At 63.0% G+C, this 18838-nt stretch carries 17 protein-coding genes; 6 read left to right on the forward strand and 11 right to left on the reverse strand.

Annotated elements, in window-relative coordinates:
• Positions 1–141 precede the first annotated feature (141 nt).
• From trxA to regB, 8 genes are all read right to left on the reverse strand, one after another.
• Positions 142–462, reverse strand: a complete 321-nt coding sequence (gene trxA / locus ACROHD_RS02795; RefSeq protein WP_071689443.1) for a thioredoxin — start codon at positions 460–462, stop codon at positions 142–144.
• Between the two features lie 389 nt (positions 463–851).
• Complete coding sequence (gene addA / locus ACROHD_RS02800) at positions 852–4238, reverse strand: double-strand break repair helicase AddA (RefSeq protein ID WP_432675801.1); 3387 nt, start codon at positions 4236–4238, stop codon at positions 852–854.
• On the reverse strand, positions 4235–7189 hold the full coding sequence (addB, locus tag ACROHD_RS02805; RefSeq protein ID WP_432675802.1) for a double-strand break repair protein AddB: 2955 nt from the start codon (positions 7187–7189) through the stop codon (positions 4235–4237). The genes addA and addB overlap by 4 nt, the downstream gene beginning before the upstream one ends.
• On the reverse strand, positions 7182–7868 hold the full coding sequence (locus tag ACROHD_RS02810; RefSeq protein ID WP_432675803.1) for a nucleotidyltransferase family protein: 687 nt from the start codon (positions 7866–7868) through the stop codon (positions 7182–7184). The genes addB and ACROHD_RS02810 overlap by 8 nt, the downstream gene beginning before the upstream one ends.
• Positions 7865–8788, reverse strand: a complete 924-nt coding sequence (locus ACROHD_RS02815) for an aminoglycoside phosphotransferase family protein (RefSeq protein ID WP_432675804.1) — start codon at positions 8786–8788, stop codon at positions 7865–7867. The genes ACROHD_RS02810 and ACROHD_RS02815 overlap by 4 nt, the downstream gene beginning before the upstream one ends.
• On the reverse strand, positions 8785–9288 hold the full coding sequence (tsaE, locus tag ACROHD_RS02820) for a tRNA (adenosine(37)-N6)-threonylcarbamoyltransferase complex ATPase subunit type 1 TsaE (protein WP_432675805.1): 504 nt from the start codon (positions 9286–9288) through the stop codon (positions 8785–8787). The genes ACROHD_RS02815 and tsaE overlap by 4 nt, the downstream gene beginning before the upstream one ends.
• A gap of 49 nt (positions 9289–9337) precedes the next feature.
• On the reverse strand, positions 9338–10921 hold the full coding sequence (locus ACROHD_RS02825; RefSeq protein WP_432675806.1) for a PAS-domain containing protein: 1584 nt from the start codon (positions 10919–10921) through the stop codon (positions 9338–9340).
• 57 nt (positions 10922–10978) lie between these two features.
• Positions 10979–12394: a sensor histidine kinase RegB gene (gene regB, locus ACROHD_RS02830; RefSeq protein WP_432675807.1), complete on the reverse strand. Its 1416-nt coding sequence runs from the start codon at positions 12392–12394 to the stop codon at positions 10979–10981.
• A gap of 100 nt (positions 12395–12494) precedes the next feature.
• Here regB and ACROHD_RS02835 point away from each other — a divergent pair, with 100 nt between their 5' ends.
• The 3 genes from ACROHD_RS02835 to ACROHD_RS02845 all read left to right on the forward strand — a co-directional run bounded on the left by ACROHD_RS02835 (position 12495) and on the right by ACROHD_RS02845 (position 14249).
• Positions 12495–13130, forward strand: a complete 636-nt coding sequence (locus ACROHD_RS02835) for an SCO family protein (RefSeq protein ID WP_432675808.1) — start codon at positions 12495–12497, stop codon at positions 13128–13130.
• A gap of 68 nt (positions 13131–13198) precedes the next feature.
• A complete protein-coding gene (locus ACROHD_RS02840) occupies positions 13199–13756 on the forward strand; it encodes an ActR/PrrA/RegA family redox response regulator transcription factor (RefSeq protein WP_432675809.1) in 558 nt (185 codons plus the stop codon).
• 4 nt (positions 13757–13760) lie between these two features.
• On the forward strand, positions 13761–14249 hold the full coding sequence (locus tag ACROHD_RS02845) for a hypothetical protein (protein WP_432675810.1): 489 nt from the start codon (positions 13761–13763) through the stop codon (positions 14247–14249).
• On the opposite strand, the gene ACROHD_RS02850 is transcribed toward ACROHD_RS02845, so the two are convergent.
• A complete protein-coding gene (locus ACROHD_RS02850) occupies positions 14246–15136 on the reverse strand; it encodes a LysR family transcriptional regulator (RefSeq protein ID WP_432675811.1) in 891 nt (296 codons plus the stop codon). The genes ACROHD_RS02845 and ACROHD_RS02850 overlap by 4 nt on opposite strands.
• 121 nt (positions 15137–15257) lie before the next feature.
• Here ACROHD_RS02850 and ACROHD_RS02855 point away from each other — a divergent pair, with 121 nt between their 5' ends.
• A complete protein-coding gene (locus ACROHD_RS02855; RefSeq protein ID WP_432675812.1) occupies positions 15258–15401 on the forward strand; it encodes a hypothetical protein in 144 nt (47 codons plus the stop codon).
• Between the two features lie 55 nt (positions 15402–15456).
• On the opposite strand, the gene ACROHD_RS02860 is transcribed toward ACROHD_RS02855, so the two are convergent.
• Together ACROHD_RS02860 and ACROHD_RS02865 are read right to left on the reverse strand one after the other, a co-directional pair.
• Entirely contained in the window at positions 15457–15948 is a 492-nt protein-coding gene (locus tag ACROHD_RS02860) for a GNAT family N-acetyltransferase (RefSeq protein WP_432675813.1), read from the reverse strand.
• A complete protein-coding gene (locus tag ACROHD_RS02865; protein ID WP_432675814.1) occupies positions 15945–16541 on the reverse strand; it encodes an HD domain-containing protein in 597 nt (198 codons plus the stop codon). Before ACROHD_RS02865 ends, ACROHD_RS02860 begins: the two co-directional genes overlap by 4 nt.
• Positions 16542–16731: 190 nt before the next feature.
• Between ACROHD_RS02865 and ACROHD_RS02870 the strand changes: the two genes are divergently transcribed.
• Together ACROHD_RS02870 and ahcY are read left to right on the forward strand one after the other, a co-directional pair.
• Complete coding sequence (locus ACROHD_RS02870; protein ID WP_306044686.1) at positions 16732–16884, forward strand: hypothetical protein; 153 nt, start codon at positions 16732–16734, stop codon at positions 16882–16884.
• 138 nt (positions 16885–17022) lie between these two features.
• The gene (gene ahcY / locus ACROHD_RS02875; protein WP_432675815.1) at positions 17023–18414 is read left to right on the forward strand and encodes an adenosylhomocysteinase; all 1392 of its coding nucleotides are present in this window, start codon (positions 17023–17025) and stop codon (positions 18412–18414) included.
• Positions 18415–18838 lie beyond the last annotated feature (424 nt).

Below are 18838 nucleotides of genomic sequence, written 5' to 3' on the forward strand. Positions count from 1 at the left end.
GGCTCTCCCTTTTACCGGAGCCAGACTGAGCGGAAAGCGGCGTCCCATCGGGGCGCCGCTTTTCTATTAAAGGGATCACAACCCACAAAAAAACCCGCCACGCAAGGGCGTGGCGGGGATCTTCAGGGAAGCAGAAAACGATTAGATTTCGCCTTCGATCCAGCTTTGCAGGGCCGCTTTCGGGGCGGCGCCGATTTTGTTCGAAACGACCTCACCACCCTTGAAGAGAAACAGGGCGGGAATCCCTCTTACACCAAGCTGCATTGGGGAATTCGGATTCTCGTCTACGTTGATTTTGACGATTTTCACCTTGCCGGCCATCTCTTCCGAGATTTCTTCCAGCGCGGGGCCGATTTGGCGGCACGGGCCGCACCATTCGGCCCAGAAATCCACCACGACGGGGATATCGGATTGTTTGACTTCAGCGTCAAATGTTGCGTCAGTGACGGCGGTGGTGGCCATATCTAGCCCTCCTGGAGAGAATTTTCACGAGTCAGGGGCGAAACCTATGGGCGGCTATGGGCAAGGTCAAGCGACTGAAACACCCAAGCGCAATCATGTGATCGGCGCGGCACAGACAAAAATCAGGGGGGGGCCACCTATACACCCCCTGTACCCCCCCATACACCGGGTGTGCAGACGTTTTGCGGTTTCGCCGACTGCGTCGTCGATCCAAGAGCGGCCCTCCTCAACCCCCGGCTGGCGTCGGAGGCCTCGTCAGGCCGCGTTGCCACGAAAGACTGGGCGGGTCTGTGTGTCCGTTCATATGGCAGCTTAGCTGGCGAGTTTGGGATGCCTCCGGCGGGGGTATTTCAGGCAAAGAAGAAAGCCGGTGGCTGAATGACGGCAGGTCATCTCGGCTCTGTCCTTGCCCGGATCAGGGCCGGGGTGGTGAGCTCGGCCGGCAGCGGCATCAGCCAGGCGGGGCGGGTCCAGAGGATGGCGGTGTCGATCCGTATGTCGGGGTAAATGGCGGCGAGCATTTCAGCATAGGCGCCCATCTGGCGGAGGATGCCTTCGGGAGTGTCCTCGGCCCGGTCGGGCGCGGTGGCGTTTGATTTGAAATCCACGGCGAGGATGTGATCGGCGGCGATGATCAGCCGGTCGATCTGACCCAGAAGGGTGCGGCCAAGGGTTGGGCTCGGGGCGGTCAGCGTGACCTCGGCCAGCGCGTCATCGATAAAGAGTGCAGCGAGGGCGGGGGTGGTGAGGCAGGTAGTGGCCTCCTCAAAGAGCTCTGCCAGGTCGACGTCGGAGAGATCTCCTTCCACCGCGAGGATGCCGGGAGCGGCGGCGCGCCAACCCGATTGCGGCAGGTCGGGCAGATGTTCCAACAGCAGGTGCAGGCGACGGCCACGCAGTTTGGCGGCGTCTTCATCGAGGCCCGAGCCGTCGCCAGGCAGCGCCTTGGCACCGCCGAGGTCTGACGGCGACAGCGTCGTTGCATCACGCGGGCGGGTTTTGGGGCGGTTGTGCAGCCAATCCGGCAAAGCTGTGGCCTGCGGAGCGGGTTGAGCACTGTGGTCCATAACCGTCCAGTCGCCGGTTTCCAGACGCCAGCCCTGCCCCGTGGGCATCGGGTGGGGCGTCGCGTTGCAAGCCTGGGCCGCGGCGAGGATATGGGGATACCACCCTTCGTTCTCGCCCTTGGCAATGTCACCGGCTGCCGCCACGATCAGCCAACTTTCCGCGCGCGTCATGGCAACATAAAGCAGGCGGTTGCGTTCCTCGACCTCGCGCGCGGCGGCTTCATCGAACAAGTCACGCATCGCGGCAGGGCTGTCATCCTTTCGACCGGCCCAACAGACGGGGCCACCCTCTGTCGTGAACAGTTTGGGCGCGGTGTGGTTGCTTTGCCGATAGGCGGTGTCGGGCAGGATGACGACGGGGGCCTCAAGCCCCTTGGCTCCATGAACGGACATGACGCGGATCTGATCGCCAGCGCTGCCCGGATCACGCTTGATCTGCACATCGTCGGCCTGAAGCCAGCCGGTAAAACCGGTGAGGCTGGGCACCTCCATCCGCTCATAGGCCAGCGCCTGCGCCAACATCGCGTCGATGCCGTCCTCGGCTTCGTTGCCCATCCGGGCCAGCAGGTTACGGCGCCCATTATGGCGGATCAGGATGCGTTCCAGCAAATCATATGGGCGCAGGAAATCGGCGTGGTTGCGCAGATCTTCCAGCATTGCGACGGTGGCTTCGTCCATATCGCGGCGCTGTTGCAGGACGCGCCACAGATAGCCGCGATCGCGGCCATAGGCGAGGTCGTGCAGTGCCTTTTCGGACCAGCCGCAAAGAGGCGAGCGCAGGACAGCGGCGAGCGACAGATCATCCTCGGGCGTCGCAAGGAAGGACAGAAGCGCCGTCAGATCCTTGACCGCCAGTTCCGCAGCCAGCCGCATCCGGTCGGCCCCGGCAATCGGCAGGCCCTGTTCCTTGATTGCGGCGATCAGTTCGTGAAACAGGTCTGACCGGCGCTGAACGAGGATCAGGATATCGCCCGCCGTGACCGGGCGGCGTGTACCTTCGACGGTGATCGGCGTGCCATCCCTGATCATGCGCTTGATGTCAGCCGCAATGGCGCGGGACAGGCGCACGGTGTGATGATCGTCAGCCAGTTGATCAACGGGATCGTCCCAGTCAGGCTTTTCCGCGCTGTCCGACTTTTCGACGACCGGCCAGATATCAACGCGCCCCGGAAGATCCTGCTTGAAGGCGATGTGAGTGACGTCCTGCCCCACGCCCGCGCTGGCCGGGCCTTCGAACACCTTGTCGACCAGATGCAGGATCGGCGGGGCAGACCGGAAGGAATGGGCCAGAGCACAGGATTGAAACGCGGCCTCTGCATTCTGCAGGCGGGCGGCGAAATGGTCTCGCATCCGGTCGAACCCGTCGGGGTCGGCGCCCTGAAAGGAATAGATTGACTGCTTCTTGTCGCCGACGACGAAGATGGTGCGCTCAACCTCGGACCGCGCGCCCGACCCGGCGGCGAATTCCTCGGCCAGTTGGGCGACGATATCCCATTGGGCAGGCGAGGTATCTTGCGCTTCGTCCACCAGAATGTGGTCGATGCCGCCATCGAGCCGGAAGAGCACCCATTGTGCCACGCCGCTATTGGCAAGCAGGCGGCGTGTGGCGAGGATCAGGTCGTCGAAATCGAGCCAGCCACGGGCGGACTTGGCGGCGTCATAGGCGGGCAGGAAGCCACGGGCAAATCGGTGGAGGGCGAGGGTCTTTTCAGCCGCGAGGAGGGCGCGGCGTATCGGGCGGGCCTCTGCCAGGCGGTGTCCGAACTCCGTAAGCTGGTCCAGATCCTCGCCCATGGCAGCGATGACGGCCTTGTTGCCGAACAACATCGGGCGGGGCTGATCAGGGTCCTTTTTGGCGTCGGAAGCAGAGAGCAGCGCCTTTTCGATCTTTTCCAGATCAGACAAACGGGGGGCATCCCAAGGGAAATCCGGGATCGCGGACACCGCGGCCTTGTGGTGGCTGTAGCTCGGATTCAGCCCAGGCATCAGCTTGTGGCACAGATCACGCTCGTCGCCGGTGAATACTTGTGCCAGCAGGGTTGCTTGATCCAATCCTTTCGGCAGGTCGAACCAGGCCATGATATCCGCGTCCGGCCAGTCGGTTTCAAAGGCCAGCCGTTTGCCCAGTAGCGCACGGATCAGTGGCATGGGATCGTCACCCGACACATGTGCAGCCAGCGCATCGACCGCATCTTGCCCGTCGCCATCGGCCAGCCCGTCCAGCACATCGGCGCACAGCATCGCCTGCGCGCGTTCATCCATTTCGGTGAAGTTCGGGGCCACCCCCGCCTCTAACGGAAAGCGGCGCAGGACGGCGGAACAGAACGAGTGAATCGTCTGGATCTTCAGACCGCCCGGCGTCTCGATCGCGCGGGCGAAGAGTGTGCGAGCATGGGATAGAAGCGCAGAGGTCAGCGCGCCCGCGTCCATCCCCAAATGCAACAGGTCGCTGCGCAGGTCGGCATCTGGCTTCATCGCCCATTCGCCAAGCCGCTTGAACAGGCGGTTCTGCATCTCGGATGCGGCGGCCTTTGTGTAGGTCAAACAAAGGATGCGTTCGGGCGGAACATCTTGTAGAAGAAGCCGCGCAACGCGATCAGTTAGAACCCGCGTCTTGCCGCTGCCTGCATTGGCGGACAGCCATGTGGAGGCCGCAGGGTTGGCGGCGGTGATCTGGGCGGTTGTGGCCTCGTCGAACTTCAGGGTCATCGGCCCACCTTTTCGGTTTCCGCCGCCATCGTTTCATCCCATTCCCCGAACCGGGCGAGGTGATCATAGTCGCCCTCGAACAACACCTTTTCCATCGCGCGACGCGAGGTGAAGCCATTGTTTTCGTTTCCATAATGGTCCAGAAGCTTGCCAAAACCCTCGATGATCTCAGCCAGCTCGCCCGGGCTGACGGGATGGTCGCGCACATCACCCCCCGACCCAAGCGCGACATAGGCAATAAGAGCGGTATCCATAGGCTCTCCGAACGCGCCTTTCGCGGCCATTGCGGCCTCTAGCCATAGCTGTTTGTTGAACGCTTTTTCCTGATCCTTGGAGGGCGCGCTTCCGGTCTTGTAATCATATATAAGAATACGCCCATCCGGGGCCTTGTCGATCCGGTCGGCGGTACCGGTCAGGGTAAAGCCCGGCGCGCCCAGCTCCGCCTGGCCTTTTTCTTCCAGCTTCCACGGGGCACCCAGCTCGCGGCGGTCCCGTTCGGTCGCAATGAACCAGGGCGCGATTTTCTCGATCCGGGCACGCCAAAGGCGGCGGGCGGCAGGCCAGGGGGCGGTGCCGTCCAGCACCTCCTCAGCGATTTGCAACAGCAGCGCCTCTGGCTGATTGGGCAGGCCATCCCATGTGGCTTTGATGAATCGGCGCAGCACGTCATGCAGGATCGTGCCGCGCAACGGCGCATCGGGCGACTGGCGCAGGGGATCGAGCGGCTTGAGGTCCAGCACCTTGCGCGCATAGACCCAGTAGGGATCGCGGATCAGCTTTTCGACCTGCGTCACGGACAGGCTGTTGGGGCGTTGATCTGCGGGCGGCGCAGGCGCGGGGCGTCTGGCGGGTGCAATGCGGGCTGCCGGTTCATCCAGCCGCTCGGCCATGGTCAGCCAGTCGCGGCCCCGCGCAACCATCGCCTCCAGCGCCGCTGCGCTTTCCTCGCTTGCGCCCTTCATCAGGTTCACGATCCGGTTCAGCCAGCGCGACGGCACGGTTTCTGTTTCCGCATCACGCTTGGCACGGCACAGCCAGACCTCGGCCCCAGTCACCGATTGCTGGAAATCATGTGCAGACAGGCCAATTACACGATCGGGCAAGCGCAGCCCCGCCTTGGAGCGCATCCAGCGATTGAGCCACGGGTCAGCCCCCGGCGCAGAGGGCCAGGAGCCTTCGTTCAACCCCGCCAGAATAACCAGGTCGGCGCCCATGACGCGCGCCTCCAACGTGCCCCAGATCATGATGTCGGGATGCGGGGCCAGCGGATCGCGCGCCTCTTCTTCGCGCAGCACTGCCCCCACGAAATCGCGGTATTCCGCAGCGGTCATCGTGCCGCCTGCGTCGGCCTCTCGTTCCAACGCCTGCATCTGAGCACAGGCTTTCTCTCCCTCCTCCTTTTGCCACAGCATACCTGCATCCACGCCCCCAGGACCGGCGGCCAGCAGACAGGTGGCGGCCAAATGCTTTGTGACGTGATCGGCCAGAGCTTGCGTCCCCGGCGCGTGCAGGGACAGGGCGGCCTCGGCAACCCAAACGGCCCAGTCCATGGCGCCCGGATCGGTTGCGCGCTTGGCGGCCCAGTCCACCAGATCGGCGCGGGTTGGAAAGGGCAGTTTGCCCCGCAGCAATTGAAGTTCCAGATCACGCGTGCGGCGCAGATGGTCGCCGCGCGCCTCGTTTCCAGAATGGGTCAGCGGGTGCTTGAGCAAAACCAGCAGATCCTCTGCGGTCATCCGGTCCGACAACCCGCCCGCCACATGCAAGAGCAGACGCCCTGGCGCGGTCTGTGAGAGCGGCTCGCCAGCGGAATCGTCGGGCTCGATCCGCCAGCGGTCCAGCGCCGCCGTGACCTGCCGTGTCAACGCCCGATCCGGGCTGATCAGCGCAGCGCGTTTGCCCTCGTCGATGGCGCGGCGCAGGCGTAGGGCGATGACGGCAGCCTCCAATTGCGGGCTGGACGCTTCGATCAGGGTGAGGGCCTCGGTGGCCTCCGAGACCTGGGTAAACTTCGGGCCTTCCTCCAACCACTGATCCGTCACGGGGGCGGGGCGCAATGCCAGCGAAATCAGCCGGTTGCGGGCGGGGTTGGCGGGCGCACCACTGCCCCAGACCCGCACGTCGCCGGGGTGAATCCCCACCCGTGCGGCGAAGCTGGCAAAGCGGAATTGAGGGTGATCCTCGCCGCCGCTCAGGCTGTCCTCCATCTGGTCCGTCAGCCGGTCCCAGACCGCGCGGGGCTGGTCGAAATCGAAGCCCGGCAGGATCACCGCACCTTGCGGCAGCCGTGCCACCGCCTCCATAAAACGGGCCGTGGGGCCACGCGACCCGGTGGAACCTGCGACGATGATCGGATGATCGGGCGGGGCCACGGACCACAGCGACACCAGCCGGTCCACCACGGCGGCTTGCCGCGCCTCGACCGACATGTGATCGTCGCTGCCCGCGAAATAGGGCGCGACGATGCCAAGGAATTTCTGCGACCGCTGCCAATGGGCGGAATGGTTGCCAACATCAAGCCCTGCCACGGCCTCTGGCGTCACGGCTTCTTCCTGCATTTCGCCCATCAGATCGGCGAGGCTGTCAGACAGGCCATAGAGCGAAGATCGCGGCGCGAGATCCGGTTCCCGATCAAGTAGCGCCGAAACGGTTTGCGACAGTTGCAGCCGCAGCCGGAGGGGTGAGATCGCGGGCGGAAGCCCCGACATATCCGGGCGGCGTGCAAGGTCCGTCACAAGTTTGATCTGCGGCAGGAAACCAGCACCCTTTTCGGCGTAGATCGCGCGCAGGCGACGCTGAGTGCGGGAGGTGTTAACGTAGATCTCCACCCGAGCCAGCGCGTGCGGTGGCTGGCCCGTCAGGCGCTCGGCCACGCCTTTGACCAGCGCGGCGGTGAAATCGACGCCCAAGGGCGTGGCGAAGACACGGGGGGTGGGGGTGGCTTCAAACATGTATCACCATTTCCTCGGCCAGTCCGATCCCTTCGGGGTGGCCCACATCGGCCCAATGCCCCTGATAGGGCGTGCCGAACATCCTGCCCCTGGCCATCGCCGCGCACCAGACCTCATGCAGGGAAAATGGCCCCTCGGGATAGCCCTGCAAGAGATGCGTTTTGAGGATCTGCGCGCCGGAATAGACTTCTCCCGTCTTGTCCCAGCTTAGCCTGCCTTGCGCGTCACGGGTGAAATCGCCCCCTTCTTGCCGCCCCACGGCGCGGGATTGCGGGACCATCAGGGTCAGGACGTCCATCTGTTCCGGATCCCATGCGGCGGCCAGCGTTGCCAGCGCATTGGGGCCGGACCAGACCGCATCGGCATTGAGGGTAAAGATCGTCCGGGCATCAAGCAGCGGCAGCGCATGGCGTATACCGCCTGCACTATCTAGGATCAGCGGTTGTTCTTCGGAAAACGCGACATCCGCCATTCCCGCAAGATGGGCGCGCATCTGGTCCGCATGATAGTGGCCGTTGACCACGATCCGCCTCACACCCGCACCCCGCGCCTGTTCCAGGGCGTGGTCAATCAGGGCGCGTCCCGCGACCGGGATCAGCGGCTTGGGCCGGGTTTGCGTCAGCGCCCCCATGCGGGTTCCGAACCCGGCGGCTAGGATCATGCAGGCGGTCGGGGTCATGGCCCGAGACCTGGCAGCAACGGGCGCATTGCGGCGGCAAGATCCGTCAACGCAGGGTGGTCCAGCGCCTCGGTCACATGGGCGTAGACGCGTGGCAGATGGGCCAGGTAGGCGGGCTTGTTCCGGTCCCGCGCCAGACGGCGGAAGACGCCGATGATCCGCAGGTTGCGCTGAAAGCTGAGCAATGCGCATTGGGTGGCAAACGGGGCCTTGTCCAGATCCAGCGCCTGCGCATAGCGGGCAGTCATCGCAGCGGCGATATCGTCAGCAACATCGCGGCGGGCATCCTTGATGAAGGACAAGAGGTCATAGCCCGGAGGGGCCAGCACAGCGTCCTGAAAATCCAGCAGACCAACGCGGGTCAGGCCAAGCCTGTCCGGCAACCATAGCAGGTTTTCCGCATGAACATCGCGCAGGGCGGGGACAAGCGGTTCGGTGAAGACGCTGGCAAACTGCGCCTGCATTTGTGTCAGTGCGGCTTCGGTCTTGGGGCCGTCCGGCAGCGCGATGCGGGTCATTTCCGCCATCACATGCGGGGTCAGGGCAGGCAACGTCCACCCGTCGCGATTGCGGGCCAGATGGATCAGAACATCGTTTGCGGCAAGGCAGGCTTCGGGCAGGTCGGTGCCCAGCGCAGTGAAATCACGATCGCCCAGATCCTCCAACAGTATCAAACCCTTGTCCTTGTCGGACCCGATAATCTGCGGCGCAGAGAGCCCCAGCCCACGCAGTTTGGCGGCGATGCTGAGGAAGGCGTCGAAAGCCGCGCGATCCTCGGGTGGGGCCAGCATCAGAACCGCGCTGGTTCCGTCCAGTGTGAGGCGGTCATAGCGCCGTGCAGAGGCATCGCCAGCCAATGCCACGCGGTCCGCCATGCCCCAGCCAATCCCTTCCAGAAACGCGTGCGCTGTATCGCTCATGCAGGCACCAGTGCGCTTAGCCGGTCGGCCCAAAGCTCTGGTCTATCGCTCGAAAAGGTCACGGACCGCGCATCGTCCTGCCCCGGCACCATCCGCAGCGACAGCCACAGGGCGCGGGCGGGCATTTCATCGCCCAATCGGTCGGGCCATTCCACAAGGCAGATCGCCGTGTCAAAGGCGTCGGTCAGGCCCAGTTCATCGACCTCTTGCGGATCGCTGAGGCGATAAAGGTCGGCATGCCAGATCTCCTGCCCCGCAGCCTCGTAGGTCTGGACCAAGGTGAATGTCGGGGAGGGCACGTCCTCCACCCGACCCTCTGCCGCCTGCAGATGCTGGATCAAAGACCTGGCGAAATGGGTTTTCCCGGCACCCAGATCGCCATCGAGGCAGAGGATATCGCCCGGTTCCAACTGTTCCGACAGATGGGCAGCCAATCGCGCCGTGGCCTCTGGCGAGGGCAGCGTAATCTTGGACAGGATGGGTCTGGCGGTGTTCGGCATGTGCGCGAGTTTACCAAGGCCCCACCAAGCCGCAACCACGCCCGAACATTCAGGACGAGGAAATCAGCGCCGCCTGCGGTTCTTCTGCCTCTTCCATATCGGCAACAGGCACCGGCAGGGTACCCGAGGCCGTTTCCCGCACAAAGCCCACAAGGCTTGCCCCGCCTTTCAGTGGCGCAATGCGGCAGATGAGATAACCGCCTTCCGGCAGCGCAACTCTGTCAGTCCAGGCGGTTCGATCCGCATAGCCGCCGACGAAATCCCGGATCTCGCCCCACAGTGGGGTTGGCGCACAGGCCGATTGCCAGTGGCCTGTGGCCTCTGACACCGTGGCCACCGGGTCAGGCCATAGTTCCGCATAGGCGCGGTTGCCCATGACAAAACGGCCATCGCGGGAAAACACCGCCAGCGCCTCGGCATTGTCGTCTAGCACCGATTGGTACAGGTCCAGATCACCCCGGAACTTGCGGGTCAGGGTCACTTCCTGGCTGATATCTTCGAAGAGAAACGCCACCGCCCCATCCGCATGGGGCCTGCCAATCACGCGGAACGTCTGGCCATTGGGCAGGTTCCACATCTCCTGATAGGTGCCGTCACGGGCGGCCTGCTCCAACTCACCCAGCCCGGCGCGCCAGGCCTGGTAATCCTTGGGTTCCGGCATCCGCTGTTTTTCCCGCAGCTTGTCGAGGAAGGCAAAAAGATCGGGCCGCGCCGAGAGCCACTCGGCAGACAAGGTCGACAGGGACATGAGCGCGGGGTTGAAAAGGACCAGTTGGCGGTTCTTGTCAAAGATGGCCAGCCCGATCGGCAGATGGGCAAAAGTCCGCGACAGGGTTTGCACGAAATCGCGCAACGACGTTTCGGCGGCAACCACCCGGTTGATCGGTTGCGCGGCATATAGCGTGCCTGACCGGTAGGTGCGGGCCGTTACGTCGAACCACAGGGTGATCCTGCCCTCCAACGGCATCCGCCGTCCCTGCCCTTCGGTCAAAGGCTCGTCCGGCGAAAACAGTTTCTGGATGGGCCAGACCAGCGCCCCGGCAGCATCCTCGCGATCCTGCAAGATGTCGAAATAGGCGCGGTTGGCCCAGATGATCTGGCCTTCGGAATCCTCCTGCCATAGCAGGGTATCGCTCGCATCAAGCCCATGGCGCAGCAAGTCAAGCTCTGCCTCCAGCGCATTCAGCCCGGCCTGGTCGATCATTTTGCGGTCGCGCCCCGGATCAAGCGAGGCGACGGTGATCAGGCAGCGGCCCTCGGACCGGCGACCGCTGATCGACAGTTCATCCCCGCCGATCCGACCAATCAGCACGAAGCCATCCCCACGATCGCGCAGGGCCTCCATCTTTTTGGCGACATCGGGGTTCAGCGCCGACAGGCTTTCGCTCAACTCCGTCCAGGCGCCAACCCGGTCAGCCGGATCAGTCAGCATCGCGTCGGTGCCATCAAAGTCGGACAGCAGATAGCCGTCACGGAACACATAGCTGCGCGGCAGATCCAGCCCACGCAGCATCACATGGCGAAACCCACCGCTTCCGCGGGACAGTGACATGCCCAGAACGGCGGAAAATCCGCCTGCGGCAAGGCTGATGCCGACGAGAAACAGAATGATAGTTGGATCGGTCAGTGTCATGTCGTCCCCAGCACCGAATGGCCTGTGGATAACAACAGATGAATGGTTAAGACGAGGTTAAGCTCGGATCTGTCGATTCTGCCCCAGTGGCGCGTTCTCCTCGCCCTCGGCCAGCTTGATGGCTGCTGACGGCCAGGTCACTTCAACCATGGCCCCGCGCCGCTCACCGCTTTCCTCGGCCAACAGGAACGGGTCGGTCGCATTGCGGAAACCAACCGTGGCGCCTGACCGCTCCAACAGGGTCTTGGCAATGAACAGCCCCAGCCCCATGCCTTCATACCCTGGCCGTTTCTCAGCCTCTCGCGCTGATTTGCGCCGCCGCAGAAACGGGTCGCCCAAACGACCGATCAGGTCCGGCGGAAAGCCCGCCCCGTCATCGGTCAGCCGCAAATAGATATTCTGGCCGTCCCACTGTCCATCAACCCACACATCCGCAACGGCAAAATCCACCGCGTTTTGAACAAGATTGCGGATCCCGTGGATGATTTCAGGGCGACGGTAGATCACCGGCTGATTGCCGGCAAAGCCGGGCATTGGGGCAAAGTCGAAATGCACCCGCACGCCCCGGTCTACATGCGGCTCTGCCGCTTCACGCACCACCGCGCCAAACGGAGCGGAATGCATATGCAGGTCATCCTTCCCGGCCCGCCCCATATCGCGCAGGATATCGCGGCAGCGATCGGCTTGCTGGCGGATCAGCCGGGCATCCTCGGCCAGTTCGGGGGTATCCTCCAACTCCTCCGCAAGTTCCGTCGACACCAGCTTGATCGTCGCCAGCGGCGTGCCCAGTTCATGCGCGGCGGCGGCCACCACGCCACCCAGGTCGGTCAGCTTCTGTTCGCGCGCCAAAGCCTCTTGTGTGGCCAATAGCGCCTGGCTCATCGTGTGAATCTCCAACGTCACGCGCCGGGCATAGCCAGACAGGAATACAATCCCGATGACGATAGCCGCCCAAAACCCGACCACGAACAAGGTCGGTAGCTCTATCGTGGTGCCATCGGCCAGCTGAAGGGGAATGTTGAAAAATGCCAGCAGGGTGATCAGCAAGATCGCCGCAAGGCCGAGGATCACCGTAGATCGCATGGTCAGTGCAGTGGCCGAAATTGTCACCGGTGCCAGAATAAGCAGCGCGAAAGGGTTGCTCAGCCCACCAGTCAGGAACAGCAGGAATGACAGCTGCGTCAGGTCAAACAGCAAAGTCAGCATCGCGTCCCAGTCCGCCAACCGCTGGTTCGGCGGGAAGACCGTCATCGCGATCATGTTGGACAGGACCGAGGTGCCAATCGCCAGAAAGCACAGGCCCAGTTCTACCCGCAGCCCCAGAAACAGGCTTGCCACCACCACAGCCGTGGTCTGGCCAAGGATCGCCAGCCAGCGCAGCACCAGCAGGGTCCGCAGCCGCACCCAATCGCTGCGCAGGTCGCGGGTCAGCAGGTTTCTGCTCGGGTCGGTGGTCTGGGGCATGCGGGGCATCCTCGTCCGGCGGGGGCGTTCTGTCACAGTTGCGCAGACGTGAATTGATAGACAGGTCATTTTCAACGATCAACGCTGCATCGCTTTCGAGGACCTTGCCATGAACCGCATCTATGCCGCCAGCGCCCTTGCCCTGACCGCCGCTTTGATTGGCGGGATCGGCCTGTCAATCCTTTTGGGTCGCGCCAATCAGGACGAAGATATCTTCGCCCAGTGCCGTGCCACGCGGGTGGCTGGTGGTCCCGGCGACATTGGCGGGCCGTTCGAACTTGTGTCCGAAACCGGCGCGACCGTGAGCGAGACAGATGTCATCACTGGCCCGACACTGATCTATTTCGGCTATACCTTCTGTCCCGATGTCTGTCCGCTGGACAATGCGAGAAATGCCATCGCCGTTGAGATCCTGGAAGAAGAAGGCCGCATGGTGACGCCGGTCTTCATCTCGATCGACCCGGAACGCGATACGCCCGAGGTTCTGGCCGATTTCACCGACAATATGCACCCGCGCATGATCGGGCTGACCGGCTCTCTGGCCCAGACCACCGCCGCGTCCGAGGCGTATCGAACCTATTTCAACCACCAGGAACCGGGCGAGGACGGCTACTACCTCGTCGATCATTCGACCTTCACCTATTTGGTCTTCCCCGAACATGGCTTCGTGGAATTCTTCCGGCGTGATGACACCCCCGAGGAAATGGCCACCCGCGTCTCCTGCTTCATGGACGCGGCATCCTGACCCGATCTGTTTGACCATTGCGCGACTTTGCCCATATATGAAAGAAAATTGCGAAGAGGATTGCTTGCATGGCCACGGAACGCACGTTGCGCGATATCGGACCGGATAAATCCCTGCTGCTCGTCGATGACGACGAACCGTTCCTGCGGCGCCTGCAACGGGCCATGGAAAAACGCGGGTTCGAGGTGGAGGCCGCCGATTCCGTCGCCGGCGGCAAGGCCATCGCCACCGCGCGCCCGCCCGCTTATGCCGTGGTCGATCTGCGGCTGGAGGATGGCAACGGGCTAGATGTTGTGGAACTCCTGCGCGAAAAACGCCCCGATGCCCGTATCGTGGTGCTGACCGGCTATGGCGCGATTGCGACAGCCGTCGCCGCCGTCAAGATCGGCGCCACCGATTATCTGTCGAAACCAGCTGATGCCAATGACATCACCGCTGCCCTGCTGGCGGAAGAGGACGACATGCCGCCGCCGCCGGAAAACCCGATGAGCGCCGATCGCGTTCGGTGGGAACATATCCAGCGCGTCTATGAACTCTGCGACCGAAACGTCAGCGAAACCGCCCGGCGGCTGAACATGCACCGCCGCACGCTGCAACGCATCCTCGCCAAGCGCAGCCCGCGCTAAGGCCATGCGTCACGCCCTGTTGCTGGTGGCCGCCCTTTCGGCCTGCACCCCGCTGCCTCTGCCGACCTCTGCCCCGGGCGGCAGCGGCGTCACCCCCGATGCCTCCGGCCTGCAACCGGGCGGGACCGATTTGCGCATTGATTTTGGCCGCGCCGAGGCAGGCGTGATCGAAACTGTGTCCCGCCTTGTTGGATCGCAACCCGCTGACGTGACGTTGATCGAGGAATGCGGGGCGGGGCCAGTCACAGCAGCCTATTGGCGGAACGGGCTGACCACGAACTTCCTTGACGGAGATTTCGTAGGCTGGACCGTAACAGAACCCGGCCTGCCCGTCGCGGGCGGGTTGTCGGTTGGCATGTCACCTCCACCGGTGCAGATGACCGAAACCACCCTGGGGCAAGAGTTCGAGTCAAACGGCATTTGGGCACTGATCGGGGAAGACAGCACCGACATCACGGTTCTCTGGTCCGGGATCAGCTGTTTCTTCCGCTAGGTCGCGCTGTGCAACCATTTCAGGAACACCCGCGCCTGCGGACTGATCGTTTCCGGGTTGTGGACGGTGTAGTAGCCCAGATCCGACTCCGGCTCTTCCAGCAGCGCCACCAACCGCCCGTCATCCAGATCACGCTGCACCACCGCCAAGGGCTGGCGGGTGATCCCCGCACCCGACCGCACCGCGGCAAGCGCCAGCCCATTGGTCTGCATCCTTGTCACCTGCATCTTGTCAGGGTCGGCCCCCAGCGCCCGAAGCCAGGTGAACATTTCCATATCCGTGGGTTCAGGAAGCCAAGCAAAGCCGGTCAGCGCGTGAATCGCGTTGGGGGATGTCGCTGAATATTCCACCGGCAGGCGCGCTGCCACGTCCGGATGCGCCACCACGACTCGGTGCGCCCGAGTCAGCAGCCGCGCTTCCAGCCCCGGCCATTTGCCTTGCCCGAAACGGATTGCCAGATCGAACCCGTCCCGACGCAGATCGACCACAGCGTTGTCAGGCGCGATCGTCACCGGCAAGTCGGGATGCGCCTTCCAAAACCCGGCTAGACGGGGAACCAGCCAATTTTCCGCAAAGTTTTGCGTTGTCGAGAGTGCAATGGGCCGATCCGCCCGCGCTTGCGACAGTGCTCTGACACCAGCGGCAATCACCCCGAACCCCTCGCCCAGATCCTGCGCCAACCGCCCCCCCGCCGCCGTCACCGCCATGCTCCGACCCGAGCGTTCCATCAGAGGCTGTCCGAAATGATCCTCCAACGCCCGCACATGCTGCGCAATCGCGGCATGGGTCACGTTCAGTTCCCGCGCGGCGGCTGAGAAGTTTTTCAAACGGGCGGCAGCTTCAAACGCCTTCAATGCCGCCAGCGAGGGGATGTTGCGCCAATCCATATCTGTAAGCTCAACTTACATATGGAAGATATTGCTGATTCGAGATCGCAAGGCAAGACCGCTATGTCTGAGACATCACAAAACAGGAGCTTTCCCGATGATCTCTCTCCTCTCCCGAGCCATGAAAACCGCTACACGCTTTGATACATGGGATGCGCCTGACCATTGGCGTGCCCAGCATGAAGATTATCGCACCCGCCGACAGCGCGCGGATGCCGATCGCGCGCGGATGCGTCGCGATGTGAAAGACACCGGCTTGACGTAAGTCAGGGTTACAATGAACTCAACTCTGCCTGGACGCCTGCCATAGGGCGTCCGGGTCAGGCATCGCTGCGCAGATCCAACAGCTTCGTCACCCGATCCACCGGCGTCCCATCGCTTAGCGGAACGCCCGGCGTCACATGATGATCGACGAACCCCATCCGACCATAATAGCGCAACCCGCCACTGTTATCTGCCCGGATCCTCGCGTCGATTTCGCGATAGCCAAAGCCGATCGCCGCCGCTTTCGTCGCCCCGAACAGGGCCCCACCAATGCCCCGCTGCGTGCTGCCCAGCCTGGCAAAGGTCGCAATCGTGGCACGGTCCTCCGGCCCGCCTTCCAGCGGAAAGATATACTGGAACCCCAGAAGCTCGCCGTCATGTTCCGCAATATGGCAAATGCCGCGCGGCACGGTTCCGGCAAGCACCGGGGCCAGGAAATCCGCCGGAACCTTGCCCTGAAAGGCGGTCGTGCCGCCCTTGTCCACGATGGCCTGCAACAGCGATATGATGCCTTGTGCGTCCTGCGGGGTGGCCTGCCTGACTTTCATAGCTTCTCTAACAATGCATTATGCCGGGCAGTGAAGTCCGCCCGCACCTCAGCGGGGGGGCGCAAATGCAGATGCAGCCCCTCAGTCAGCGTCGAGGTTGGGCGGCCAAAGAACCGGTCCGCCTCGGCCTCTGAGAACCCGGCCAGCTGCGTCGCCTCCAACCAGGCCGAGACCTTGTCGGCCCGCTTGATCCGCGCCTTCACCGTCTTGGGGATCGCCGCAGGCAGCCCGAACCGCAGATGGATCGCCGCCGCCAGCCGGTCGTCCAGCGCACCATAGCCCGGCCCAACCGCCGCTTTCACGGGGCTGATCATATCTCCAATCACATATTCAGGCGCATCATGCAGCAGCGCCGCCAGCCGCCATTTCACCGGGGCCTTGGGGTCTATCCGGGCGAATATCTGTTCCACCAACAGCGAATGTTCGGCCACCGAATAGGCAAAATCCCCGCGCGTCTGCCCGTTCCAGCGCGCCACGAAGGCCAGCCCATGGGCGATGTCCTCGATCTCGATATCCACCGGAGTCGGATCCAACAGATCCAGCCTGCGCCCCGACAGCATCCTCTGCCATGCTCTTGCAGTCGATTTAGCCATGTTGCCCTGCCATTGCGCGCCGAATTTGGTGCAGACCCCATAGAAACCAAGGCACGGGCCTAATTTCAACGTCTCTCCAACACGAAACCCGACATTTCCCGCTGAGATCCGGCTGAATTCAGAATTCTCTTGGTGATTGACCCATCCGGCGCATAGGCTGGGTCCGTTAACCCATTTGGAGGAGCCCATTATGAGCAAAGAAGACACCCCCGAGAACGCCCCCGCCCGCAAGGACCAGAGCGCCAAAGGACCCGCAGCCCAGCAAGGCAGCATGTCCGACAAGGGCGGTAGCGCGTCTGGCTCGTCTCAGAGCGGCGTGGCGCCAAAGGGCGGCAGCAAGTAAACGCTGGCGTTTCAGTACGAATAGCTCGGGGCTGCACTGTGGTGCGGCCCCGTTTTTGTTGCGCGCCCAGCCATTGTCCCTGAATGCCGGTCCTGCTATGTCGCGCCAAACGCAAATGGTGCCCGTCAGGAGGCAGGAATGACCGATTACATCGTCAAGGATATCGCGCTGGCCGATTTTGGCCGCAAAGAACTCGACATTGCTGAAACCGAGATGCCCGGCCTGATGGCCCTCCGCGAAGAATATGGCGACAGCAAACCGCTGAAAGGCGCACGTATCGCCGGCTCGCTACACATGACAATCCAGACCGCCGTGCTGATCGAAACCCTTGTGCATCTGGGGGCAGAGGTCCGGTGGGCATCCTGCAATATCTTCTCTACCCAGGATCACGCTGCCGCAGCCATCGCCGCCGCGGGCATCCCCGTCTTCGCCATCAAAGGCGAAACGCTGGAGGAATACTGGGACTACGCCGACCGCATCTTCATGTTCGAAGAGGGCGGCTGCAACATGATCCTCGACGATGGCGGCGACGCAACGCTTTATATCTTGCTCGGCGCACGGGTTGAGGAAGGCGAAACCGACCTGATCGAGATGCCCACCTCTGAGGAAGAGGTTGCCCTCTTCGCCCAGATCAAGAAGCGCCTGGCGCAATCCCCCGGCTGGTTTGTGAAACAGCGCCACATGATCCAGGGCGTGACCGAGGAAACCACCACCGGCGTTCACCGCCTCTACCAGATGATGGAGAAAGGCCACCTGCCCTTCCCCGCCATCAACGTGAACGACTCCGTCACTAAGTCGAAATTCGACAACAAGTACGGCTGCAAGGAATCGCTGGTCGACGGCATCCGCCGTGCCACCGACACCATGATGGCCGGCAAGGTCGCCGTGGTCTGCGGTTATGGCGACGTTGGCAAGGGATCGGCCGCCAGCCTCCGCGGCGCCGGCGCCCGCGTGAAAGTGACGGAAGTGGACCCGATCTGCGCGCTGCAAGCCGCGATGGACGGGTTCGAAGTGACTACGCTGGAAGACGAGGTCGCCAGCGCAGACATCTTCATCACCACCACCGGCAACAAGGACGTGATCCGCATCGAGCATATGCGCGAGATGAAGGACATGGCCATCGTCGGCAATATCGGCCATTTCGACAATGAAATTCAGGTCGCGGCGCTCAAGAACCACAAATGGACCAACATCAAGGACCAGGTGGACATGATCGAAATGCCCTCGGGCAGCCGCCTGATCCTGCTGTCGGAAGGCCGCCTGCTGAACCTCGGCAACGCCACCGGCCACCCCTCCTTCGTGATGTCCGCGTCCTTCACCAACCAGACGCTGGCCCAGATCGAGCTCTGGACCAAAGGCGACCAGTACGAGAACAAGGTCTACGTGCTGCCCAAAGTGCTGGACGAAAAGGTCGCCCGCCTGCACCTGGCCAAGATCGGCGCCAAGCTGACGACGCTCGCCAAGGACCAGGCCGACTATATCGGCGTGGCGCAGGACGGCCCGTTCAAGCCGGAACATTACCGCTACTGAGGGCGGTTCGGCTTAGGGATTTGGAGCACCGGCCAGCGGGAGTTGGCCGGTGTTTTTTTGTCCTGACTGACGAGCAGGGCGAGCGTCGGCCCGTGGGATGGCGCAACACCGCCCGAGGTCTGCCTTTTATCTCCGCCACGCCCGGACGACCTCAATCCCCCACGCAAGGATGACAAAGCGCCAGCCCGCCGGGACGGGCCGACGCTCGCCCGGCACCTTCGGTGCTATTCGGGCGGGGTGGCGCGGGGATTTGGGTTGTGGGCTGAGCTGATTAGTGAGCGATGCGCAGAAAGCGCCCTTTGCAAAATCAGTGCCGCAGAGCGTGATGTAGCGCCGGGACCGGCCCAATGTATGTACCGGCTGCTGTCCGCAAATGATTTCTAGCATGTTCTCGGAAGTCGCTCATATGTATCCGGCCTGTTGA

The sequence above is a fragment of the Nioella aestuarii genome (assembly GCF_050896395.1).
In the GTDB taxonomy this organism is placed as follows: domain Bacteria; phylum Pseudomonadota; class Alphaproteobacteria; order Rhodobacterales; family Rhodobacteraceae; genus Nioella; species Nioella aestuarii.